The sequence below is a fragment of the Spiroplasma endosymbiont of Stenodema calcarata genome (genome assembly GCF_964031205.1).
Classification (GTDB): Bacteria; Bacillota_I; Bacilli_A; order Mycoplasmatales; family Mycoplasmataceae; genus Spiroplasma.
Genome location: NZ_OZ035018.1, coordinates 221,023 through 245,092, shown reverse-complemented (window position 1 = coordinate 245,092; position 24,070 = coordinate 221,023). Strand labels below are relative to the sequence as shown.

At 27.7% G+C, this 24,070-nt stretch carries 33 protein-coding genes; 5 read left to right on the top strand and 28 right to left on the bottom strand.

Features of this window, described 5'->3' with window-relative positions; translation table 4 throughout:
- The first annotated feature begins 30 nt into the window (after positions 1 to 30).
- From ACQH24_RS01290 to ACQH24_RS01275, 4 genes are all read left to right on the top strand, one after another.
- Positions 31 to 810, top strand: a complete 780-nt coding sequence (locus ACQH24_RS01290; RefSeq protein ID WP_425380248.1) for a hypothetical protein — start codon at positions 31 to 33, stop codon at positions 808 to 810.
- The gene (locus tag ACQH24_RS01285) at positions 801 to 1,886 is read left to right on the top strand and encodes a hypothetical protein (RefSeq protein WP_425380247.1); all 1,086 of its coding nucleotides are present in this window, start codon (positions 801 to 803) and stop codon (positions 1,884 to 1,886) included. Before ACQH24_RS01290 ends, ACQH24_RS01285 begins: the two co-directional genes overlap by 10 nt.
- Positions 1,887 to 1,889: 3 nt before the next feature.
- Complete coding sequence (locus tag ACQH24_RS01280; RefSeq protein WP_425380246.1) at positions 1,890 to 2,495, top strand: hypothetical protein; 606 nt, start codon at positions 1,890 to 1,892, stop codon at positions 2,493 to 2,495.
- Positions 2,496 to 2,644: 149 nt separating this feature from the next.
- Positions 2,645 to 3,064: a hypothetical protein gene (locus ACQH24_RS01275; protein WP_425379988.1), complete on the top strand. Its 420-nt coding sequence runs from the start codon at positions 2,645 to 2,647 to the stop codon at positions 3,062 to 3,064.
- A 10-nt stretch (positions 3,065 to 3,074) separates the two neighbouring features.
- Here the strand turns inward: ACQH24_RS01275 and ACQH24_RS01270 are convergent, their stop codons facing one another.
- From ACQH24_RS01270 to rsmG, 27 genes are all read right to left on the bottom strand, one after another.
- Entirely contained in the window at positions 3,075 to 3,257 is a 183-nt protein-coding gene (locus ACQH24_RS01270) for a hypothetical protein (RefSeq protein ID WP_425380245.1), read from the bottom strand.
- Positions 3,250 to 3,492, bottom strand: a complete 243-nt coding sequence (locus ACQH24_RS01265) for a pentapeptide repeat-containing protein (protein ID WP_425380244.1) — start codon at positions 3,490 to 3,492, stop codon at positions 3,250 to 3,252. Before ACQH24_RS01265 ends, ACQH24_RS01270 begins: the two co-directional genes overlap by 8 nt.
- The gene (locus ACQH24_RS01260; RefSeq protein WP_425379990.1) at positions 3,485 to 3,652 is read right to left on the bottom strand and encodes a hypothetical protein; all 168 of its coding nucleotides are present in this window, start codon (positions 3,650 to 3,652) and stop codon (positions 3,485 to 3,487) included. The genes ACQH24_RS01265 and ACQH24_RS01260 overlap by 8 nt, the downstream gene beginning before the upstream one ends.
- Positions 3,652 to 4,131: a hypothetical protein gene (locus ACQH24_RS01255; RefSeq protein WP_425380243.1), complete on the bottom strand. Its 480-nt coding sequence runs from the start codon at positions 4,129 to 4,131 to the stop codon at positions 3,652 to 3,654. The genes ACQH24_RS01260 and ACQH24_RS01255 overlap by 1 nt, the downstream gene beginning before the upstream one ends.
- Positions 4,122 to 4,985 (bottom strand): recombinase RecT, encoded by an 864-nt coding sequence (locus ACQH24_RS01250; protein ID WP_425380242.1) that lies wholly within the window; start codon positions 4,983 to 4,985, stop codon positions 4,122 to 4,124. Before ACQH24_RS01250 ends, ACQH24_RS01255 begins: the two co-directional genes overlap by 10 nt.
- Before the next feature lies 1 nt (position 4,986).
- Positions 4,987 to 5,763, bottom strand: coding sequence for a hypothetical protein (locus tag ACQH24_RS01245; RefSeq protein WP_425380241.1), 777 nt, complete (start codon positions 5,761 to 5,763; stop codon positions 4,987 to 4,989).
- A gap of 3 nt (positions 5,764 to 5,766) precedes the next feature.
- Complete coding sequence (locus tag ACQH24_RS01240) at positions 5,767 to 6,012, bottom strand: SemiSWEET family transporter (RefSeq protein ID WP_425380673.1); 246 nt, start codon at positions 6,010 to 6,012, stop codon at positions 5,767 to 5,769.
- A 53-nt stretch (positions 6,013 to 6,065) separates the two neighbouring features.
- A complete protein-coding gene (locus ACQH24_RS01235; RefSeq protein ID WP_425379442.1) occupies positions 6,066 to 6,500 on the bottom strand; it encodes a hypothetical protein in 435 nt (144 codons plus the stop codon).
- Positions 6,501 to 6,545: 45 nt separating this feature from the next.
- Positions 6,546 to 6,740 carry a hypothetical protein gene (locus ACQH24_RS01230; protein WP_425379946.1) on the bottom strand — a complete coding sequence of 65 codons (195 nt, stop codon included), beginning with the start codon at positions 6,738 to 6,740 and terminating at the stop codon, positions 6,546 to 6,548.
- 1 nt (position 6,741) lies between these two features.
- Positions 6,742 to 6,954 (bottom strand): hypothetical protein, encoded by a 213-nt coding sequence (locus ACQH24_RS01225; RefSeq protein ID WP_425379444.1) that lies wholly within the window; start codon positions 6,952 to 6,954, stop codon positions 6,742 to 6,744.
- Positions 6,947 to 7,234: a hypothetical protein gene (locus tag ACQH24_RS01220; protein ID WP_425380240.1), complete on the bottom strand. Its 288-nt coding sequence runs from the start codon at positions 7,232 to 7,234 to the stop codon at positions 6,947 to 6,949. Before ACQH24_RS01220 ends, ACQH24_RS01225 begins: the two co-directional genes overlap by 8 nt.
- A 498-nt stretch (positions 7,235 to 7,732) precedes the next feature.
- Positions 7,733 to 7,966: a hypothetical protein gene (locus ACQH24_RS01215; RefSeq protein WP_425379446.1), complete on the bottom strand. Its 234-nt coding sequence runs from the start codon at positions 7,964 to 7,966 to the stop codon at positions 7,733 to 7,735.
- Between the two features lie 111 nt (positions 7,967 to 8,077).
- Positions 8,078 to 8,953 carry a hypothetical protein gene (locus ACQH24_RS01210; protein ID WP_425380239.1) on the bottom strand — a complete coding sequence of 292 codons (876 nt, stop codon included), beginning with the start codon at positions 8,951 to 8,953 and terminating at the stop codon, positions 8,078 to 8,080.
- Between the two features lie 73 nt (positions 8,954 to 9,026).
- Positions 9,027 to 9,791 (bottom strand): hypothetical protein, encoded by a 765-nt coding sequence (locus ACQH24_RS01205; protein ID WP_425380238.1) that lies wholly within the window; start codon positions 9,789 to 9,791, stop codon positions 9,027 to 9,029.
- Position 9,792: 1 nt separating this feature from the next.
- The gene (rsmI, locus tag ACQH24_RS01200; RefSeq protein ID WP_425380237.1) at positions 9,793 to 10,677 is read right to left on the bottom strand and encodes a 16S rRNA (cytidine(1402)-2'-O)-methyltransferase; all 885 of its coding nucleotides are present in this window, start codon (positions 10,675 to 10,677) and stop codon (positions 9,793 to 9,795) included.
- The gene (pth, locus tag ACQH24_RS01195) at positions 10,667 to 11,236 is read right to left on the bottom strand and encodes an aminoacyl-tRNA hydrolase (protein ID WP_425380236.1); all 570 of its coding nucleotides are present in this window, start codon (positions 11,234 to 11,236) and stop codon (positions 10,667 to 10,669) included. The genes rsmI and pth overlap by 11 nt, the downstream gene beginning before the upstream one ends.
- A gap of 14 nt (positions 11,237 to 11,250) precedes the next feature.
- Positions 11,251 to 12,543 (bottom strand): adenylosuccinate lyase, encoded by a 1,293-nt coding sequence (gene purB / locus ACQH24_RS01190; protein WP_425380235.1) that lies wholly within the window; start codon positions 12,541 to 12,543, stop codon positions 11,251 to 11,253.
- Entirely contained in the window at positions 12,543 to 13,844 is a 1,302-nt protein-coding gene (locus ACQH24_RS01185) for an adenylosuccinate synthase (RefSeq protein ID WP_425380234.1), read from the bottom strand. Before ACQH24_RS01185 ends, purB begins: the two co-directional genes overlap by 1 nt.
- Before the next feature lie 68 nt (positions 13,845 to 13,912).
- The gene (locus ACQH24_RS01180) at positions 13,913 to 15,508 is read right to left on the bottom strand and encodes a CTP synthase (RefSeq protein ID WP_425380233.1); all 1,596 of its coding nucleotides are present in this window, start codon (positions 15,506 to 15,508) and stop codon (positions 13,913 to 13,915) included.
- Positions 15,509 to 15,591: 83 nt separating this feature from the next.
- Positions 15,592 to 16,131 (bottom strand): DNA-directed RNA polymerase subunit delta, encoded by a 540-nt coding sequence (gene rpoE / locus ACQH24_RS01175; protein ID WP_425380232.1) that lies wholly within the window; start codon positions 16,129 to 16,131, stop codon positions 15,592 to 15,594.
- Between the two features lie 18 nt (positions 16,132 to 16,149).
- The gene (locus tag ACQH24_RS01170) at positions 16,150 to 17,382 is read right to left on the bottom strand and encodes an HD domain-containing protein (RefSeq protein WP_425380231.1); all 1,233 of its coding nucleotides are present in this window, start codon (positions 17,380 to 17,382) and stop codon (positions 16,150 to 16,152) included.
- Between the two features lie 2 nt (positions 17,383 to 17,384).
- On the bottom strand, positions 17,385 to 18,833 hold the full coding sequence (gene gltX / locus ACQH24_RS01165) for a glutamate--tRNA ligase (protein ID WP_425380230.1): 1,449 nt from the start codon (positions 18,831 to 18,833) through the stop codon (positions 17,385 to 17,387).
- A 14-nt stretch (positions 18,834 to 18,847) separates the two neighbouring features.
- Positions 18,848 to 19,309, bottom strand: coding sequence for a 2-C-methyl-D-erythritol 2,4-cyclodiphosphate synthase (gene ispF / locus ACQH24_RS01160; RefSeq protein ID WP_425380229.1), 462 nt, complete (start codon positions 19,307 to 19,309; stop codon positions 18,848 to 18,850).
- Positions 19,310 to 19,320: 11 nt separating this feature from the next.
- Complete coding sequence (ychF, locus tag ACQH24_RS01155; RefSeq protein WP_425380228.1) at positions 19,321 to 20,421, bottom strand: redox-regulated ATPase YchF; 1,101 nt, start codon at positions 20,419 to 20,421, stop codon at positions 19,321 to 19,323.
- A 22-nt stretch (positions 20,422 to 20,443) separates the two neighbouring features.
- Entirely contained in the window at positions 20,444 to 21,337 is an 894-nt protein-coding gene (locus tag ACQH24_RS01150) for a ParB/RepB/Spo0J family partition protein (protein ID WP_425380227.1), read from the bottom strand.
- The gene (locus ACQH24_RS01145) at positions 21,324 to 22,103 is read right to left on the bottom strand and encodes a ParA family protein (RefSeq protein WP_425380226.1); all 780 of its coding nucleotides are present in this window, start codon (positions 22,101 to 22,103) and stop codon (positions 21,324 to 21,326) included. Before ACQH24_RS01145 ends, ACQH24_RS01150 begins: the two co-directional genes overlap by 14 nt.
- 58 nt (positions 22,104 to 22,161) lie before the next feature.
- The gene (gene rsmG / locus ACQH24_RS01140) at positions 22,162 to 22,860 is read right to left on the bottom strand and encodes a 16S rRNA (guanine(527)-N(7))-methyltransferase RsmG (RefSeq protein WP_425380225.1); all 699 of its coding nucleotides are present in this window, start codon (positions 22,858 to 22,860) and stop codon (positions 22,162 to 22,164) included.
- A 96-nt stretch (positions 22,861 to 22,956) separates the two neighbouring features.
- Here rsmG and ACQH24_RS01135 point away from each other — a divergent pair, with 96 nt between their 5' ends.
- A complete protein-coding gene (locus ACQH24_RS01135; protein WP_425380224.1) occupies positions 22,957 to 23,460 on the top strand; it encodes an isochorismatase family protein in 504 nt (167 codons plus the stop codon).
- Positions 23,461 to 23,491: 31 nt separating this feature from the next.
- Here ACQH24_RS01135 and ACQH24_RS01130 read toward each other — a convergent pair whose 3' ends face one another.
- A complete protein-coding gene (locus ACQH24_RS01130; RefSeq protein ID WP_425380223.1) occupies positions 23,492 to 24,064 on the bottom strand; it encodes an HNH endonuclease signature motif containing protein in 573 nt (190 codons plus the stop codon).
- Positions 24,065 to 24,070: the final 6 nt, after the last annotated feature.

The window sequence follows — 24,070 nt, the reverse complement described above, 5'->3', positions numbered from 1 at the left end:
TCATAATCTTACACAAAATTAGTTTTCAAATTGTCATATTGATGATTTTTTTTATTTCATCAAGAGTTTTCGACAAAATTAAAGCAATATTTAAAAAAGGCAACAAAACAAGAAATTAATTCTTTATTAGATAAAATAGAAAAAAGAAGTTTAGAACAAGGGAAAAATTTATTTAATGAACAATATCAAGATTCGAAAGAATGAGTTAATATTCAATCTAGTTGAATTAAATATGGTAAATTTGAATTAACTAATAAAATTACTAATACTGGTAATGCAATATTTTTATTTCAATCAAAGGTAAAAGTATATGGACCTTATACTTATCCTTCAATGCCAGCTGATATTTGATTAGCAATAAAAAATGCTAATGCGAATGCAGGGACTTTATTTTGGCGAATTTGATTAAGAGTATGATTACCAAGTATGATTCGTAAAAATATTAAAGATAATTTGAAAAATAAAGGTATTTATTATGGAAAAATATCAAAAAACTTTATAAATGCAAAAGATATTGATGATTTAAGAAAATATATAAGAAAACTTGAACAAAATTTTTATCGTAATATTGGTCGTGATAAAAGAAGAACAGTTCGTGAAATTGGTACTTATCAATGGAAAAAAAATCAAGGGCAACAATTTAAAAATAAAAGAAAAGAATATTTATCTCAATTTGCAAATACCAGTAAACCAATTAAGTTTGTTAATAAGACTAGAAAAACACAAAAATTATTAAGAACTTTTAAAATTGAATCTAAAAAATTACAAAAAAATATTAAATATGTAAGGAGAGATAGACAATGGCAATAGAATTAAAAGATATAATTAATAAATGAATGTATATTACAATTCAAGAATTAAAAGAATCTGGTTTTTGAACAAAAGATTTTGAAGATAATCAACAAACTTATAGTGATGAATGAATTACAAAAGCAATTAATTTAAGTTCTGTTAAAATTAATGATTGAACTGGTGGTTTTATTGGTTATGCAGATAATATAAATAATTTAACAGAAGAACAACAAATTGGTGTTAAATGAGCAACTGCTATATATACATTACATTGATTATCAAAAGGTACTGAATATCTTTTACAAGCAACAACATTTTCACAAGGTAGTCAGTCATATAATATTAATACTCCGCAAGATATGCAATTTGTTCCTGATGAAGTTCAAAAAATATTAATTAATGCTGGATTATATGAAAATATTCGTTTTGCTAATTTAAAAGAAAAAGATAAATCTTGATTTAGTAATGGATGAAGATATGAATTTGATGAAGGTAGTGGCTATGCTAGTTTTGATTGAGTAAGAAATAATTATATTGCTAATTTTAATATTACTTCAAGTGATAATTCAATTTTAATTAATTTTATTAATCGATTAGATGGTATTCCACAAAAATTAAATTTAGTAGTTAATCCTAATATTAAAATTAAAATTGATAATAAAAGTATTATTTATAATGCTAATAATGAATTATCAGTTCCGTTTGATAATGAATCAATTATTAATAAAAATGGTATATGATCAGTTTCAGATAATTATGCTCTTAAAAACGAAATAAAAAAATGAATTAAAGTAGATACACCTGATTTTAATCCTAATTCTTCTAAATCATATATTTTTAGTTATGATTTTAAAGATAAAATTATCAGAATAAGAATTAAAGGTGGCAGTGTAGGAAAAGAAGTTTGGAGTGGTTGGCTAGAATTACTTTTAAATGAAAGTAGTGGTAAATATAATTTACCGTTGTTAATAGGTAATGATAGTGCTTTTTTTAATTTAAAAATTGAGTTAGCTAAATTGGAAACTGCTATTATAACATTAGATAGTAATATTATTGTCAATATTCAAGATATTAAAATTGAAAGTTGGGAATAAATTATGAATCAAAAAAATATTACAATTAAAAATGATAATGGTACTTATTGACAAAGATTAGGATTTGAACAAAGAAATCCAAGTCAAAGTTTTAAATCTTGAAAAAATCGTAAGTTTTTAAAATATGATAAATATCCATTTCATATTAAGAAAGCCTATATTATGCGTTATAATGCAATGTCAATTTTATATCATACTCCATTTTTAAGTTTATATGTATTATTTTTTACTAGTTTACATTTTAATTGAATTTCAAGTTTAGACCCAGTTAAAGAATTTATGTTTGGACAGCATGATATTACTGATGGTGGATTTTTTGGATATGCTGGTATTGCTATATCTTATCCAATTTTACATGGCACTGCATGATTAACGACTAAAATTCCTAAAATACCAGCAGTTAAATTACCGGTTGGTAAATGTTTAGAACAAGTATATAAAACACCAAGTTATTTATTATATTTAATATTATTTGGTTGATTAATATTTCGTAATTATCTTAAAAAACATAATGTTAATATTTGTCATAATTGTAAACAAACTGAAGATCAAGTTGAAAGTTGAAATCAATATTGTAGTAAAAAAGGATGAAATAATGGAAAAATGTAGTAATTGTAATACTACTTTAATTAAAGGTCAATTTAGATTATTTTTTAAAAAAGTAGTTTGTGATATTTGCTATATTAAATTAAACAATCCTTTGTTATAATTATATTGTCTTAAGGCAAAAATATAGATAAATAGAAAGGTGGCAATTTATGCTTACATCAACAATTGGTATTATTGTAATTGTTGCTTCTGTAGTAGGTGGGGTTGTTGCTAGTTTATTAATTACATTTTTAACAAAATTAATTAGTAATAAAACAGCTTCTAAAAAAGCAGAACGAATTACAGATGATTTCCGTGAAAAAACTGAAGAAAAAATCTTTACAGAAATTAAAGATGTTTTTGAAAGTATTGTGTTAGTAATGAATGATATTAAAAATCATTTTGGTGGTGTTGGAACTCAAAATATTTCTCGTGTTGAAACAGATATTAATGATTTAAAATTAGTAATTTCTAATTTAGAAAAATATGATAATGAAGAATTAATTGAAGCAACTTTACAACATAAATCAGCAAAACGAGATATTACTCATAAAGCACATAAAGTAGCAGGACTGAAAATAAAAAAATAACCAATTAAGGTTATTTTTTATTTTGTAATATAATTAAGTTTTCTGCTCCATAAGTACTTTTATAGTATTCTCAATATTCGGTAGATTTAATATCAACATCTTCTTTATCAATTCCAGTTATATATTCCCCACGATAGTTTTTACATGGTCGATTACCTTGTTCAGATCGATAACATAATATATAGTTATTCACTAGCTTTTACCTTTTTTAATTTATCATTTTTTTTAACACAGGTATTGGCTCCAATTAAATAATCGTAATTGATATTTTTTGCTTTACTAAGGTCTGCTCAACGAAGGTTTGCTTTACTAAGGTCTGCTCAACGAAGGTCTGTTCCACGAAGGTTTGCTTCACTAATTGAATTTTTATATTCTATTGTCATAATAATTTCATTTGTTCGTTTATGTTTAATTTCTAATTTATTCATTATCTTTTTTCCTTTCATTTACAATATAATAATTTATAAAATGCTGTACTCGTTGGCTATGAGTATATAAACTAGGTAATTCATTTCATATTTTTTCTTGTTCTTTATTAAGATAAACATTAACATTCCTAATAATAACTTGTTGTTTTTTAGGTTTCATTATTTACCTTCATAATTAGCAATAATAATTGCGTCTCGTAAATGATTACTTATTTTTTCATTATTATATTTTCAACCTTTACCATATTGATAAGTTAAATTAGTATCTTTTTCATATTTTCATAAACAACCGTCATTATATTTACTTAAATTTTCTATATTTTTAACAACTGATTTAGTATATTTTGGTGATATTCAATTAATAACTTCATAACGGTCATTTTCAATTGCACCCAATAACTTTAATAAGTGATCTCTATCTTTACTAGCATTAGCAGTTGTATATAAACAATTTTCTATAAAAAGAAAACAATCTTCTTCAATAAGATCAAAATCAATTAGAAAACCAAGTATATATTTTGCATGATTTAATCAGTATTTATCTGTATAAATAATTTGTTGTTTTAAAATATTATTTTCATACACAGTAATAGCAGTAGTACCAGTTCCTGATGGGTCAATACCTATTTTTATTCCCATCTTGCTCATTCCTCATCATTATTATTAAATACTGGTATTACATTTGAAATATCTTCTTCTTTAACTACATTATCATTTGTGTCTGCTATTTTTTTATATGATGGGGTATAATTTATATTGTTAGATAAGGGTTCATCGCTCATCTGCCCCTGATTTTTGGCGACAGTACTATCATTAAAAGATATATATTCAAAATTACCATCTTCTTTAATTTCTTTTTCATCTAAATCAATATCTGAAATATCAATACCCATTTCTAATGCTAATTTACGATATAATTTTGCTTCAACCATTTCTTTTGGTCAATTTACTCATGGACTATATTGCCCATTGCCTGATGGACTACTATTTTTTAAACGATCAATATCTGCTTTTCTTAATAAAATACCTTGATAATTCCCATTTTTATCTTTTGCAAAAGCATAAGCACCAATAATTTCATTATAATCACTAGTATTTGCATTAAAATTAATTTCATGCATTTTAGGGCAAGAATTTATAGTATCTCATTCAAATTTTTCACCTTTAAATATAATTGCTTTTCTTGGACTATAACCATTTTCTTCAATTTTTTTACAATAAACTTTACTATCAATAATAGTTGTTAATTTATTTTTAAATGGAATAATATTAAAATCTTTACTAAAAATTAATCCTTTATTACTTAATTTAATAATTCCTAATGCTGTAATTTTTGCATTATCTGCATTAGAAACTAATGACATATAACTATTACCATTTTTCATTTTTAATTCTTCTAATGCTAAAATATTTTCTTTTAAATATTTATCATTAACTTTTAATTCATATTTAACTATTGCACCATTAATATATTGTTGTAATTCATTTGCCATATTATTTTTCTCCTTTATTTATTTTAAAATTAATACCTTTAACTCCAATAGCATTCATATCTGCATTACTATCTCATTGTTCTTTAATTTCATTTTTAACTACTTTTTCATCTATTAAAAGATAACCTTTAATAAAAGAAATAAGTTCTAATCTATCTGCTTTTTGTAAAAAATCATCATTAATACCTAATATTTCAATATCTTTTACTAATAATTTATCTTTAATAATATTAATACCAACTTTTTTTAATGGTTTTACCTCAAGTGATTTATCAAGTTGCTCAATTTCTTCCATTACACGAACTTGCTCATCTTTTATTTGATCTAAATCTAAACCCATATTTGTATTTAGATTATTAGCTTGCTCAATTAATTCTTGTTTTTTTAATTCTTGTTCTCTAAAAAATTCATTTTGTTTTTGAATTGGCACCTGATTAATATTATTTTTAATTTCAATTTTATTATTTTTAACCGAATTTTCAAAATTAATAATATTATTATGAATACGATTTAAATCATCTTTAAATACTTTAATTAAATCTAGTGGCTCTTTAAATACAATATCAACTTTACTTAAAGTGCTTGGAATATCTTTTAAATGTACATCTTTATAACCAGTAGTATTATATTGATTACGATGACGATATATAAATTCAACTAATTCATTACTATTATTATCAATTCACTTTTTAATTTGAATTGCTTTCAAACTTAATTCTTTAAAATCATCACCCTTAATTACAAAAGGGAATACTACATTTTGCACTATATTATTCATTATTTATCATCCTTTCTTTTTAAAATTAAAATTATCAATTTTATTTTTTATATTTTTTATTTTTATTAGTAATATAATATTTGCAAAAATAAACTGTAATAAATTAGAAACTATAAGTACTAAATTAATTGGACATAATATAAAACCATAAGTAATTCAACTAATATTTCCAATTAAATATAAAATTAACATTAATAATGATATACTTGTTGTATCTTTTTTAATAATTGTTTTCAAAGATTGTGGTATTAAATAAGAAACTGATAAAATAGTACTTAACCACCCAATAATATAATGTATTTCTATTTTAATTCCTCCTTACTAGGTAAATTGTCATATTTTGAATTATCTTTTAGATAATATCTTTGAAATCAATAAACATTATTATCTCAACATTCTTTTTTATGTAATTCAACAGATTTTCCCTTATCACAAAATTCTTGCATATTAAAATCTTCTTTAAATAATTTCTCTTTGTTAGGGCAGTGCTTGCAATCGTGATTTTCAGGTCTATTTTCTAAAAAATTTATATATTCATTTTTTTCATTAATTGTTTTATCTCCTTCATTATGTTCTTTACACATTAAACTAATTTTTTGACAATTTTTACAAATGTATTTTTCACAATCATAACCATAATCATCATCGTTATTATCTTTATGTATACATAATAAAAATTCATTTTCTGGATATTGTTTTTTACAATATGAACTTTCGCAATAATAGTAATATTCCATATTAAATAATTCCCTTCTGACACAAATTTCAATCTGACATTTTCATTATTTATTCTCATTTCCAATATAATTATTTTTTGGTTTTGTAAAATATATATATGTAAGATTATTTATTTGTTCTGGTGTTAATTTTTTATTTTCAACTTCAATTTCATATCGTTCCATAATTGCTGGACCATAATTTTGAGCAACTTCAGGGTGATTATCGAACATTTCATTTAATATATCTTTTAATTCCATATTATTTATCTCCTTTATTAAATAATTCGTTATATCTTTTAGGATCCATAATTTTTAATTTTTCTATATCAGAATATACTTCGTTTTCTAAATCAATAATTACTGTTTGATAATATTTTTCATTTTTAGCAGTTATTTTTGCTTCTTCTAATGTATAAAATGAATATGTAGTTAAATATTCATTTTTAATAATTAATAAGTATCTTTTATTCATAATTTATCACCTCATAATCTATTTCTTCATCTTCTAAATAATCACTAATTAAACCTTTAACTTCATCAATTTCATATCATTTCAAATTCAAGTCAAAATCTACTGGCAATGAAACATAACCTATATTTGAATGTTTATTATCAAATTCAAGATATAAATGTAATAATCAATAATTATCATCACACTCAATGTCTGAATAAATAATACTTTTATCACTAATTTTTAATGCTTTATTATTAATTCATTTTTCATTTAAGTAATCACTAATACAATATGACATTTTTAATTCCTCCTAATTCTGTTTACCTAATGCTCAATGTTCTTGTGTTATTTCATTTTTTGAAACAGGATAACTTTTAAGCATTAATTCATTTAATTTATTAATAGTTTTTTTATTTAACTTTTTCATATAACCCTCCATTAATTAACTACAAAGTATTACAAATTGTAATTGTTTATATTGTTTATACGCCAGACATATATGTCTTCCTTCTTCCGTGCCCATTTGTGCTTTCGCTCTGGGATTTTACGCTCAGTTTTTGAAATTAAATCTACTTGCATCCATACGAAGGACCGAATGCTAAACGCAAATTTAATTGTTTAAGTCACTATCTCTTTTTTTATTGTCGTTTGATATTAGCCCTGGACTTATCACGACTATCGCTTAGTTATAAAAACCAGCGCCGATTTTCATCTTTTCTCATACACTATTTCAGTACTTGCCTCGGCAGGCTGTGGAATAAAAAACACTTAGTTATAAAAACCGTTCCACTCTGCATTAAGTTTTATAAAATTTAAGTTTTAATAAACCAGTTTCATAATCAAAGATAATTTTTGAATTTTCTAATTTTTGATAAAATTGTTTTTGTTTTTTATCTTTTATACTATTCAATAAATTTCTATGTTTTTCGCAAGTTCACAAAACTCTATTTGATACAAATTGTTTATTAGTAAATGATATTTTTTTATAACAATCATTAATATCACATATTTTTTGTTGTTTAATTACCATTACCTCCTTATAAGGATTGTTTTAAAATAAAAAAACAACCCTTTAATAAGAGTTGTTTTTTTTGTCCTACTTCATCCTTTATTCTACAAAATAAAAAAACAATAAATTTCTTTATTGCTTTGCCGGATTAATAATATTAGTTGCTGTCAAAATATTCATTAATAAATCATGTAAACACTGAATAATTTGCACTAATGGAACTACTTTATTCCGATAATCTGCTGTTTTCTGTGCAATTTCTAATCGTTTTTCTGACGTTAAATTGATAACAAATGTATGATGGGCTTCTACTTCTTTAACAATTTTTTCTTTGTTAAATTCTGGTAATTTAATTTTTCCATCCTTAAAATCTTTTTCAATTTTATCAATGTTTTCTAATTGTGCTTTTAATTTAGTTTCTTCTTGTTCTACTGAAAACTCTGTTAAGAGAATATCACGTTGTAAAAATAATCCTAATTGATTTACTAAATTTCAAATTTCTAACGCGTCGCTTGCTTGATTAATATCTTCCAAGCATTTATCAAAAGCTACATCTAGACCTTTGATTTCTTCATCATAAATTTTTGTTAATTCAACAATTTCCACTTTCATCATATCAACAAAAAGTTTATTTAAATCAACTGGACTTGATTCTTTAGCACTCGTCATAAAATCATTTAAAAAACGGGGTAATGGAATAATAGCATTAAATAATTTACTTACTTCAATTAATGTTGTTACTTTTTTTTGATCAACTTCTTCTGGTTTTTTATCTTGCAAATATTCATTTCTAATATCATCAAATAAAGGCTTAATTTCTGTTTTAACAAAATTAAATAAATCTTCAAAATTAGTTTTAAATTTCGCCCCTGCTAAAAATGCTTCAACTTTTGGATTTTTTTCTGCGGTATCTTTTTGATAGTCATTTTCAAAAAGATTAATATACTTCGTTAAATACTCCATCATTCCTTTTTCAACGTCTGTTCAAAAATTATTTTGTTCTGTCATAATTTTAGATCCCTCTATTTCTATAAATTACTATGTAATACAATTTTACCGTAAAATAAAAATTTATGTTATTTTAATTCATCTTTTCTTGATTTTCTTTAATTTTTTGTCGGTTAACTAAAATATTATTTAAACTAACAACCATCGAAACTAATAAGAAAATAATTAAACTCAAGACAATTAAATACAAAATATAATATTCTGGTTCCCGAAAATCTTGAAAAAAATATGGGGTATAATAGTTTTGAGCAGGAGCACTATAATTTCACAATTTTTCATCAACCGGTATTAATAACAATATTATTTGCCGTAATGCAATAAAAATTGTATAAACAAATGGATGAAAATAAAACTTATATAATTTTCTGACATAAAAGTATTTATGATTAATTAATTTCTTATCAAAAATAAAACAAAAATAAATAATAAAAATAACTGGACAAAGTCAATGTTGCACAACAGTGCTAAGCCAATAAATTGTTTTATTACTTCAACTGGCGGTGAATTTTTGGCCGGTAATAAATCCAACAACACTACCAATTGTAAAAAATAAAAAAGTTAATACCGCAGCAAAAACAATATATAATACAAAAAACTGATTAGTAATAAAATGGCAATTTCTTTGATTATTAAAATAAATTAAACCACCTAATGCAAATAATAAAATTAATAAATCAGTTTGAACACTTCATCAACTAATAAAATATCACGAATAACTTAATCAATTTAATTCATACCGCAGCAAATTATAAAAATAGGTTAAAGCTAAAATAATAACTTCCAAACCAAAGAGAATACTACAATAAATTAAATTTTTTGTTTGTTTTGATTTTACCATATTACTCCTCTTGATGATGATATTTATTATATAATACATTTTTACTAATCTGATATTTATTAGCTACAAGATCAATTGCTTGTTTAACCCGATAATTTTTGCTTTTAATTAATTGATCAATTTCAGCAATTAAAATATTATCCGCAACAACTACTTGTAAAGGAGCAGTAACACCATCAACCACAATAACATATTCCCCCACGGCAACATGTTCTTCTGCTGTTAAAAAAGTTAATACTTCTTCACAAAGACCACGATATCACTGTTCATGAATTTTGGTAAGTTCCTTCCCAACGGCAATTTTACGATTTCCCAGCACTGTCAAAATTAATTTTAATGTTCCCAAAATACGGTGTGGTGCTTCATAAAAAATAATTGGGTACGGGAGCATTACTAGCTTTTCTAATTGCGCAATTTTTTTTGTTTTAACTTTATCTAAAAACCCAAAAAATAGAAAATGTTGAGGATTCAATCCCGAACTAACAAGGGCATTTAAGGCAGCATTCGCCCCACTAATTGAAACAACATCATAAGGATACTCTGTTAAAATTTTATTAACCGCATAATAACCTGGGTCGCTAATTAAAGGATAACCCGCATCGCTAATAATTGCAATTGATATATTAGCTCTTAAATCACTAATCATTTCCGTAAAACGTATTCTTTCATTTTCTTTATTGAATGAAATTAATTTTTTCCTTAAATTAAAATAATTTAATAATTTCAAAGTATTACGAGTATCTTCACAATAAATTTTTTGGACATTATTTTTAATAATTTCAATTGCCCGCGGTGGCATTTCCTGCAAATTACCAATTGGTGTCGGAATCAAATAAAGTTTTGGTTGGTCGCTTTTAAAACTATATTGTTTAATTTTATTTACCATTGTAAAGACTCATTAACTTATCAAAACTATCACCCTGTAGTAAATATTGCGAAACAATTTGATAAACTCTTTCTAATAAATCATTATTAATAACTACCAACTGGTCAGCAGAAAATTTTCCTAACACTCAATTACGAAGTGGAATTTGAGGATGATTACCAATCCCTAATTTAATGCGATAAAAATTTTCACCGCCTAATTTCTGAATTAGATCCTTAATTCCATTATGCCCGGCACTTGAACCATTCTTTTTTAATTTTAGAACATTAAAAGCAAGATCTTTGTCATCATAAATTACAATAATATCTTCTAATGTTAATTTATAAAATTGTTTAATTAATAAAACTGATTCACCACTTAAATTCATATAAGTTTGGGGCTGACAAAAAATAATTTTTTCGTTGTTAATTGTTGTTTCTCAGACAAAAGCATTAAAAACATTTCTAGGCTTTAATAAATTAAACTTACTAACTAATTTATTAACTGCTAAAAATCCAATGTTATGTCTGGTATAAATATATTCCTCGCCTGGATTACCCAAACCCACAATTAACTTCATAATCTCGCTCCCTTTTACTTCAACACTCGGTGATAAATTTTATCAACATTCCGTAAGAAATAATTGATATCAAATGCCTGCTCTAGTTCTGCCATTGATAAATATTTTGTAACATCATTTGCAATTAAAACCATTTTAAAATCATTCTGTTGCTGTTGGGCAAGTAACGTACACTTTTGAATAAAATCATAAACCTCTTCTCGTGAATGATCAGTTTTCTTTAAAATTTTTGTTAAGATCACTTGACTGAAATAAAGATTATTGGCTTGTTGTAAATGTTCATTCATTTTAACGGGATTAACAACTAAATCATTAAGAACAGTAATCATTCGTTCTAAAAGATAAATCACTAAATGATATGTATCAGGAATAATAATTCGTTCATTACTACTATGTGAAATATCTCGTTCATGTCATAACAAGTTGTTTTCAAAAGTAACATTCATATTACTACGAACTAAGCGCGCTAACCCGGAAATATTTTCAGCACTAATTGGGTTTTTCTTATGCGGCATTGATGACGAACCTTTTTGCGTTTTACTAAATCCTTCGGCAATTTCACTAACTTCTGACCGTTGAAAGTGACGAAACTCCAACGCCATTTTTTCTAATAAACTAGCAATTTGACCAAAACTAGTAAATAACGCAACATGATAATCACGCGAAGTAACTTGTGTTGTAATTGGGTCAATCTGTAATCCTAATTGATGGGCAGCATATTCTTCCACCGCTACTTCCACATGAACAAAATTACCAACTGAACCAGAAATTTTTGCAACTTCAATCCCCTGTGCTGCAGCATTAAAACGGATTATGTTTCGTTCCAATTCCGCATATCAAAGCAAGAATTTTAATCCTAATGAAGTTGGTTCAGCAAACATACCATGGGTACGACCAATAATTAATTGTTTTTTGTATAAAAGTGCTTTCTCTTTTAAAATTGTTTGCAATTGTTTTAGATATTTTTGAACAACCTCATTTGATTTTTTAATTAAATAATTTTGACTAGTATCAACAATATCCGTTGATGTTAAACCATAATGAATTCATTTTCTTTCTGGCCCTAATGATTCTGACAACATTCTCGTAAAAGCAACAACATCATGTTTTGTTTCAACTTCTAATTCGAACATTCGTGGTAAATTAACTTTTAAATCTTCCTTAATCTTTTTAATATCTGCCGCCGGAATTACTCCTACTTTTGCTCATCCTTCACAAACTAATAATTCTACTTTTGCTCAAGTATTATATTTATTTTGATCACTTCAAATTGCTGCAATTTCTGAAACTAAATAACGATTAACCATTAGAAAATTTCCTCATTCATTAAAATAGTTTGTTCACGATCAGGGCCAACAGAAAATAAACTAATGGGAACTCCAACAATTTCTTCTAGTTTCATTAAATATTTTTGAGCATTATGTGGCAGTTCTTCAAAGGTTGTTACGGTTGTAATATCTTCTTCTCAACCCGGCATTGTAATTAAAATTGGTTGGCATTTTTCATATTCTTTAATTGTACTTGGAACATAATCAATTTGTGTCCCTTCATATTCATAACCAACACAAATTTTTAATTCCTTAATTTTTGATAAAACATCTAACAACATAATTGCCATACTAGTGTAGCCACTAATTCGTAAGGAATGTTTCATTAAAACACCATCAAATCAGCCAATTCGACGAGCACGACCAGAAACAGTTCCATATTCTTGTCCTACTTCCCGAATATATTGTTCTGTTTCACCAAAAATTTCAGAAGGAAATGGACCAGTTCCAACACGGGTATTATATGCTTTTACAATTCCAATTACATTATTAATATAACGTGGCGCAATCCCAACACCAACCGGAATTGAAGCAGCTGTTGGATTAGAAGATGTCACAAAAGGATAAGTTCCGTGATCTAAATCAAGCATCACCCCTTGGGCACCTTCAAATAAAACTTTTTTGTGCTGATGAATAGCATTATCAACTAAAATTGAAGTATCGGTCACTAAATCTTTAATTTGCTGAAATAAATCTAAATATTCTTTTCAAATTAACTTTGGATCAAAACCAGAAGTATTAAAAACTTTTGTCAAAACTTCATTTTTAAATCTTAAATTATTTTCTAATTTTTGTAAAAACCCTGCCTCATCAAATAAATCTCCTAAACGAATTCCAATCCGTTCCGCTTTATCCTGATAACACGGACCAATTCCTTTTTTAGTTGTACCAATTGAATCTTTTTGACGATATTCTTCTTGTAATTCATCAATTTTTATATGGTATGGAAAAATTAAATGAGCGCGATCACTAATTCGTAAATTATGACAATTAAAACCATTTTCTTGCAAATACTTAATTTCACTGATTAATTTTCGTAAATTAACAACACAACCATTTCCAATCACATTAATTGAATATTTATTAAAAACCCCCGATGGGACAATACTTAGTTTATATTTTACTCCTTTAATCATAATTGTGTGCCCGGCATTATCACCACCTGCTCAACGCACAACAAAATCCGCCTTTTGCGCAAAATAATCGGTAATTTTACCTTTACCTTCATCTCCTCATTGACTACCAACAACTGCTAATGTTCGATAATTTATACCACTCATAATTCACTCCTAACCTTTCTACCTTTTAATCTTAATATAATTTTAAATGATTTCACAAATTTTTCAACTTATTTAGTTTTGATTACTGCTTGAACAAAACCATTAAATAACGGGTTTGGACTATTTGGTCGCGAAGTAAATTCCGGATGATATTGCGCAGCAATATAAAATGGATGCTGCGGTAATTCAATTACTTCCACCAAATCTTTTGCTTGATAAAGGCCACTAAAAACTAATCCGGCTTGTTCTAATTGCTGACGATAATTATTATTAAATTCATAACGATGACGATGACGTTCCAATACTTCTCCTTTTTGATATAAGCGATGGGCTAATGTATTGGCAACTAACGTTGTTTTATAATTTCCTAAACGTAAAGTTCCACCAATATTTTCACTTTTATCTTTGCCACGAATAAGATCAATAATTGGGTGCTTTGTATTAGCTAACTCCGAAGAATTTGCATCTTCAAGATGACAAACATTACGGGCAAATTCAATTACGGCAGCTTGCATCCCAAAACAAATTCCTAATAACGGAATGTTATTTTCTCGTGCAAACTGACAGGCTAAGATTTTACCCTCAAATCCTCGTTCACCAAAACCACCAGGGACTAAAATCCCTTTTGCATTTTGAAATAACTCCCGATAATTCTTAGCAGTAACATCTTCGGCTTTAATTCAATCAATTTTAATTTGCACACCATTTTCATACCCAGCAATTCGTAATGATTCACTAACTGATAAATAGGCATCAGGTAACTCAATATATTTCCCTACTAACTTAATTTCAATTGTTGTTTGTGAATGATTAATTTTCTCAACAAAATGTTTCCATGCTGTAATATCTGTCGCAGCAATATTTAAATTTAATAATCTGCTAATTACTTTTTGAGCATTTTGCTGATACATTTTAATAGGAACTTCATAAATACTTGCCGCATCAGTTGCTACAAGAACATTATTTTTTTCAATATTACAAAATAGGGCAATCTTTTCAATAACACTATCATCTAACACTTGTTCAGCACGAGCAACAACAATATCAGGCTGAATCCCTAACGACAATAATTCACGTACTGAATGTTGCGTTGGTTTTGTTTTTGATTCTTTTGAAGCCGCAATATAAGGAACCAGTGAAACATGCATATAAATTACGTTTCCCCGACCTTGTTCCATCCGAACTTGTCGAATTGCTTCAATAAAAGGAAGTGATTCAATATCCCCAACTGTCCCCCCAATTTCGGTAATAATAATATCGGCTTTTGAAGTTTTTGCCGCATGATAGACTTTCTTCTTAATTTCATTAGTAACATGTGGAACAACTTGTACTGTGCCTCCCTCATATTCACCACGGCGTTCTTTTTCAATTACATTTTTATAAATTTGACCGGAAGTAATATTTGATTCTTTTGTTAAGTTCTCATCAATAAAACGTTCATAGTGTCCTAAATCTAAATCCGTCTCTGCCCCATCTGCTGTTACAAACACTTCACCATGTTGATAAGGACTCATTGTTCCTGGGTCAACATTTAAATACGGATCAAATTTTTGCATAAAAACATTCAATCCACTCGCTTTTAATAAGACACCAATTGAAGAAGCAGTGATTCCTTTCCCCAGACCGCTGACTACTCCTCCTGTTACAAAGATATATTTTGCCATTGTATTTTCATCCTTTCTTCCCCAAATAAAAAGAGTTTAGAAATTAACAGGGTTGTCACTTCTAACACTCTTCAATCTTGGTATTAATTATTTTCTTCCATTTCCTTTTCAAGAGCTTTTCAGTCAATTTCTTCTGTAATACCCAATTTAGCTGCTACTGTCTCATCGTCATCATCAACAGAATAACCATTAGAAATTAAATCATCGTCATCAACTTCAATTTCAACAAAATCATCGTCATCATTGTCGTCTTCATCTAAAGTATCATCAAAGTCAAGAGTTTCAATTAAAGATTCCTCTTCTTCATCTTCCTCTTCATCTAAATCAATATCTTCAAATTCTTCTGTCGTTTCAAATTGATCAGTATAATCATATTGTTTTTTAATATCATCATATTTTAAGAATTGACGTAAACCTCACATACCTTCACTTGTTAAGACAAAACGATTGTCTAACACTAAATCAGTATATAATTCCGCAATAACATCTTCCTTACTTGTCCCGTGAACTGACACATCACTTTGAGAAGCAATATCATTTCAAATATTTTCAAAAGTATCGCTACCATCCTTCTTCCTTAAATATGAATACACTAATTCTAATAATTCTACATTATCGTTCATTATTTTTAACCTTTCTTACTACTCACTGACATATTTTTCACCAATTGAAAACCAAATTGTTGTTGCCGTTTGTTTTTTATTATTTTTAAATGCCAAGACTTCTGACACATCCATAATGCATTTTACACCATCCGGAGTATCAATATAAATTGGTTTTGTATTACTATCATATAATTTAACTGGTTTTAGGTTATATTCAACCATAAAATAATTATAATGGTTTTTATATTTTTTTATCAAATTATTTTTAATTTCTTCTAAATTTCTTTCCCTAGAATTTATTTTCCGTAAGAATTTTCGATCTATTAGCATTCGAATTAAAGTAACTAATACTTCATCATTTTCATTCTCTAACATTTTTAAGCCAGTAAATAAAGTATAATCATCTAAGAAACAATATTGTTCTGCCGTCATCATCTTACCATTTAATAATGGTTTTAATAAAGTAATAATTTGATTATTTTTAAAGCGATAATTTTTATGATATAAATCATATAAACGTTTAAACATCATTTCAAAAGTTAAATCAAATCCAATGCTTAATGGATGCAAATAAATTTGGTTATACATATGATAACGACCAATTAAAAATGATTCAATTGCATATTGAACTTTTAATGGAAAAATAATTTTTTTATCCTTAATAAACAAATGACGAATAATTCATTGTGTATCGACATGACTATAATCAACGCCACTAGTTTGGCCATCACGTAATAAGTAATCCATACGATCAGCATCTAATTGCGACGAAACTAATGATGATAAAACACTATCAGGATGTTTTCCTTCAATAATTTGACATAATTCGTCAATTTCACTATCACTAAATTCTTTCGTTAAAATCTTATTAATATTTGTTGTTGAACTTTTAATTAATAACGTTGAATAATTCTCATGACTAATATTAGCATTTGTAACTTTATTAATCCGTTCAAAAGTATGGGAAAAAGGACCATGTCCAATATCATGCAATAACCCTGCTAATTTCACTAATAATTGTTCGTGTTTACTATACATTTCTTGAAAACTTGGTGTTTCTAACATTTCACTAACTAAATGATAAACACCAATGCAATGTGAAAAACGCGTATGTGATGCACTGGGAAAAACAAATTGCCCCCCTGCTAACTGACTAATACGCCGTAAACGTTGAAATTCTGGCGTGTTAATTAATTTAACAGCAATTTCCTCTTTAATGTCAATATCACCATGAACACTATCCCGTATTGTTAGAGATAACTTCATCATTCTTATTGTAATTTTGTAATATTATTAATTACTTGTTCTTTTCCTAATAAATAAATAACCTTTACTAGTTCTGGTCCGTGTTCTTGATGAGAAGTAAAAATTCGAATTGGCATAAATAAATGTTTCCCTTTCTTATCATATTGATTCCCCATTTTTGTAATTAGGTCTTTAATATTTCCCTCTGTTCAATCGGTTAACTGTTCCAACTCCCTTTTAAAAGTTGCCATCATAGCCTCATAATCCGTCAATTCGGTCAACACTGTTCTTGTTTCTGATGCCACCTGTTCAACTGGTTCAAAGAATGGTTTTGTTAAAGTAACAATTTCAGCCCCATATTGAAGTTCCTTTTTATAAATTAATAATAACATATTTACTCATACTGGTGTTTTTTTTGTTAAATCATATCCTTGTTCTAAAAAAGGACGAACAAAAGCAAGGTAATCTTCATCACTAAGTTGCTTTAAATAATAATTATTCATTCAAGTTAATTTTTTAACATCAAACATACTAGGTGATTTACTAAAGCGCGTTTCATCAAATAACTTAATTAATTCATCATGGGTAAATATTTCAGTTGTTCCAATCGGTGATCAACCTAATAAACTAATAAAATTAAAAATTGCGGTTGGTAAATAACCTAATGTTCGATATTGACTAATAAATTGCATTAAATGACTGTCCCGTTTTGATAACTTTTTATGCTGTTCATTAACAATTAAAGTTAAATGAGCAAAAACTGGTGGAGATGCTTTAAAAGCTTGATAAATCATTAACTGCTTTGGCGTATTAGAAATGTGTTCTTCGCCGCGAACAACATGACTAATTGCCATTAGCATATCATCAATTACGACAGCAAAATTATAAGTTGGAATCCCGTTTGACTTCAAAATAACTCAATCGCCAAGATCTTTTCCTTCAAAATGAATCGGTCCACGAACTAAATCATCAAAATCATAACTACTATTATCTGGCACAAAAAAACGAATATTATAGGGGATTTGTTGAACTAATTTTGCGCGAACATCTGATGGCGATAACTTTCAACATTTTCGATTATAACGTGGGGAAAGATATCCCTTTGCTAACTGTGCTTCACGATCTTGTTCTAATTCACTTGCCGTACAAAAACAATAATATGCTTGTTTCATTTCCAATAATTCATGAGCATATTTTTGGTAAAGGTCTAATCGTTCTAATTGACGATATGGCCCATAATCTCCGGGGCGATCAATTGTTTCATCTGGTTCAATTCCTAATCATCGTAAATTATCTAATTGTGAAACAATTGCGCCATCAACATTTCGCTCTGTGTCAGTATCTTCAATTCGTAAAATAAAAAATCCATTGTAATGTTTTGCAAATAAATAATTAAATAATGCCGTTCTTGTATTTCCAATATGTAAAAAGCCAGTTGGACTTGGTGCATAACGTAATCTAATCTTTTGACTCATTTTAATCCCTCATTCTAACGCTCTGATTTTTTAACCAAAAGCAATGTTGTATAACTCTGAATAATATTTCTAAAATTTTGTTCTGTTGTTGTTGCTTTAATATTAATAGTGCCTTCTGCTAATTGCAATAATTCTTGTAAATTGGCCTTAATTTGGGTTTTATATTTTGTTAATTTTGGTTCATCCACAATAATTGTTGTATCAATATTAATAATTTGATAATTTTGATTGTGCATCAAAGTTAGGGCTTTCTTTAGAATTACTTCTGAATTAATATTTTCGTTTGTTTCATCAAATCAATCACCTAAATCGCCTAATCCTAAAGCGCCAATAATTGCCTCACTAATTGTATGCAATAAAATATCCCCATCCGAAACAGCTTCAACTTGATATTGACACGAAATAAAAATTCCGCCAAGAAAAAAACCAGTTCCTGTTTTTAAATTATGTAAGTCATAACTATTACCAACGCGCATTGTTATTCTCCTTAAACATTAAATTTGAAAAAACAAATATCCCCATCTTGCATTAAATAAGTTTTTCCTTCACTTCGTAAGCGTCCATTTTCTTTTACAGCCTTTTCACTCCCATATTTAATTAAATCCGCATAAGCATATACTTCAGCCCGAATAAAACCACGTTCAAAATCAGAGTGAATAATACCTGCACACATTGGTGCTGTTGAACCTTTTTTAAAAGTTCATGCCCGAACTTCTTGTTTACCTGCCGTAAAAAATGTTTGTAGTCCTAATAAGGCATACGATTTTTTAATTAGTTGACTTAAACCTGCTTCAGCAATTCCATAATCCGCCATTAATAAAGTACGGTCTGGTAATTCTAACGCTGATAATTCTGCTTCAATTTTGGCACAAATAACAACAACTTCAATTCCATTTTGTGCGGCATATGCTTTTACTTTTTTAACATATGTGTTATCCTCGTGCTGAAGATCACTTTCTGCCACATTAGCAACATAAATAAATGGTTTAATTGTTAATAAGTTAAAATTCTTAACAACTTTTACTTCCTCGTCCGTTAAAGCAACGTCTTTTAATAATTTATTTTGTTCTAACGCGGTTGCCAATTTTAATAATATTTCATATTCAATTACATCATCTTTTTGTTTTAGTGTTTGGGCTTTTTTCGCTATTTTATCAATTCGTTTTTTAATTTGTTCTTGATCGGAAATAATTAATTCCAAATTAATAATTTCAATATCGCGAATTGGATCAACTATCCCCTCAACATGGGTAATATCTTTATTATCAAAACAACGAATAACCATACAAATAGCATCAGTTTCCCGAATATTTTGTAAAAAAGCATTCCCTAAACCTTCACCTTTACTTGCTCCAGCAATTATTCCAGCAATATCATAAAATTCAAATGTACTATAAATTATTTTTTTTGGTTCACAAAGAGTAATTAATGTTTCCATTCGTTCATCGGGAACTTCAACAATCCCAACATTTGGCTTAATTGTTGCAAACGGATAATTTGCTGCTTCCACTTGTGAATTTGTAATTGCGTTAAATAAAGTTGATTTACCAACATTTGGCAAACCAACTATTCCCATTTTTAATGCCATCTTTTTCCTTCCTTACTATTAATTAATCATCTGTTAAACCTAATAATTCTAAAATACGATTCAAATCTTTTAATCCTAAGTAACTAATAATAATCTTATCAGTATCAATTGCTACTTTTGTCCCTAATTTTCGCATAATTTTATTTTCTAAAAATTCATTAACAGCTCGTTTTTTTGGTTCGTTTTTTGTCTCTTGGGGCTGACTTTTAGTTGCTTTTGTCCCATATGTTTTCACTAGTTCTTCAACTTGGCGGGCATTTAAATTAAGGCTAACAATTTTATCAACAACTTTTTTAAATTCAGTTTTACTAATATGTAAACTAATTAATGGTTTAACTTGCCCCATTGTCACTTTATTTTCTAATAATAACTTTTGAACATCAACTGGTAAATTTAATAAACGTAAGGTATTTGTAATATGACTACGTGATTTTCCAATTCGTTGCGCTAATTCATCTTGTGTTAAATTTAATAACGCAATTAATTCTTTGTAGGCATTTGCTTCCTCAATAGTATTCAAATCAACCCGTTGAATGTTTTCAACTAACGCCACTTCTTTCATTTGTTGGTCATTAAAATTAACAACAATTGCGGGAATTTTAGTTAAACCAACTAATTTAGCAGCTCTGCTACGACGTTCTCCCGCTACTAAATAATAACCATTCGTTGTTTTTTTAACAATAATTGGTTGAATTAATCCGTATTCTTTAATTGATTGGGCTAATTCTGCCAATTCTTCATCATTAAAATTTTTTCGTGGCTGATGTGGATTTGGAAAAATTTCTGCTAAGGCTATTTCATTCGCCGTTGCTTTTAATTCATCACTATTTTCAATTTCCTTAATTACATCATTAATTCCTTCTCCAAAAATTTTATCTAATCCTTTTGAACTTAATCGACTTTTATTGTTTGCCATTGTTTGCCAACACCTCTCTCGTTAATTCTTCATACGCAACTGCCCCTGCTCCACCTTTATCATAATCAAAAATACTTAAACCATGCGAAGGTGACTCACTAATTTTAATATTTCGGGGAATATGCGTTCGATATACTTTCTCATTGAAATATTTTTTAACTTCCGTCATCACTTCAAATGATAGTTTTGTCCGTGAATCAAACATTGTTAAAACAATTCCTTCAATTGCTAAATTTTTATTAAACATTTTTTGAACAAAACGAATTGAAGTTAATAACTGTGCTAATCCTTCTAAGGCATAATATTCAGCTTGTATTGGAATTAAAACTGAAGCAGCACAAGCTAGGGCATTTCGATTAATTAATCCCAATGAAGGAGGACAATCAATTAAAATAAAATCATACTTATCACGAATTGGTTTAATCCGATCAAGGAGAATACTTTGATTATCATCCATTTTTTCCATTAAATATATATCTGCTCCTGCTAATGAAATTGTCGCGGGTGCTAAATCAACATTAGGCATAATCCCGGAAATAATAATATTTTTTAAAGATACATGGCCAACTAAAACATCATACATACTCATACCATCATGAATTTCATCTTTATTAGCCCCTGTTCCTGTTGTTGTATTACCCTGGGGATCAATATCAATTAATAAAATCTTTTTCCCAGCCCGAGCTAAGCCAGCTGCTAAATTAATTGATGTTGTTGTTTTTCCAACGCCACCTTTTTGGTTTGTGATTGCAATAATTTTCCCCATAATTGTCCTCTCTCCACTTTGCAAATAATAACTTTATACATTACTATTATATAACACTTTACTGAATTGGGAATTTTTTTATTTGATTAAAACTCCGTGGATATCTTTTTGCAGTTGGCGCTGTCTTGATAAAATAACAAATATTTCGTTCTCCCAATGGAATAATATACTCATATTGGGTTTGCATTAATTTTAAATTTAAAACCTTTAATGCTGCTTGCGCTGTTCCTAATTCGTTAACAATGTTCGGCCCTTTATAGCAAATAATCAATCCCTCGACCTTGACCATCCGAACAACCAATTCTAACAACATTCCCAAATTAGCCACTGCTCTTGTAACAACAAAGTCAAAGTGTTCAGGATGTTCATAACTATATTTCTCAGCCCGGTCATGTACAATTTTAATATCGCTTAATTGCAATTTTGTTACTAACCGTTGCAAAAATAAACATCGTTTTTCTAATGCTTCTATAATTGTTAATTTAATTGTTGGACAAAATATTTTTAAAATAATCCCCGGAAATCCAGCTCCACTTCCAACATCAGCAATATTCGCTTTTTCACTAAATGAATAATTTTTTAATAATAACACTGAATCAAGAAAATGTTTCAGATAAACATCTTCCCGATTAACAAGACTTGTTAAATTCATTACTTTATTTTGTTCAACTAAATATTGGTAATATTGTTCTAACTGCTCTTCTTGTTTATGACTAACAACAAGTTCAGGAAAGTAATCATTAAATAATTTAATCATCATAACTCCTCATATCTTTTAATTGCGTTAACATTATAACAAGATATTTGTTAATATATAAATAGTTAGCAAAAAATATTATAAAGGAGTCTTAAAATGAGTAAAAAAGCATTAATCGTTGTAGATTATCAAAATGATTTTGTTAATCCGCAAGGAGCATTATATGTTCCTGGAGCAGAAAATCTCCATCCACAAATTATAACTTTAATTAAAACTTTTCAAAATAACAACGACCTAGTTATTGCCACAAAAGATTTTCATCCCGATAACCATTGTTCATTTACAAAATGACCACCCCATTGTCTGGCCAATACTTCTGGAAGTGAACTTTATCAATTGCCAGAAAGTTATTTTGATAAAATTATTTTAAAAGGAACCGAACAAGATGTTGATAGTTATAGTGCATTTTTTAATGATATTCAAACTTCTAATGGTTTACATGAATTCTTACAAGAACAAAATGTTTCTCATCTTGTAATTATTGGAGTTGCCTTAGATGTGTGTGTTTCAGCAACTTTAATTGATGCCATTAAATTAAATTATCATGGTTATCTTGACTTAACATGTACAGTCGGTCTTACCCCCCACATTAACTTTTAAAAAAAGCTATTATTAAAAAATAATAGCTTTTTTAAAAATCATCATCATTGTCAAACTCAATGTTTTTTACACGCATAATAGTTTCTCCATTTGGTAAGTGACCAATCCGACCATTAGTACTTCCTTTCCATTTCACTTGATAATAAATAATTCCTTGAGCATATAATAATTTTAAAATCTCAATCCAATTGTATAACTGTTCACGATACATTCATCGTTTTTCACTATGTGCTTCAATTAAACTACGATTATAAAAACTATGCGGATGCGATCACATTCGAATTTGCCGCATTGTATTTTCTCGTTTTGATACAATTTCTAAGTTTTCAGCACGGTTATCTCGTGGGTTACCATTAATATGATCAATTGTCATATTTGGTGGCACTGGTCCAATAAATAATTCAACAACTAATTTGTGAAGTGGTTTTGTTTTTGTCTTTCCTTCTTCGCGCCGACGAATTAAAAAATAATTTGTATTTTTAGGTTTTTTTAAATCCTTAATTTTTTTAGTGATATTATTCCGAACACAACCCATATTACTAATTTCAAGATACGGGAATTCAGGGTGAATTCTTCAAATTTCTGTTTTTTTTGTTTTACTCATTTTAAC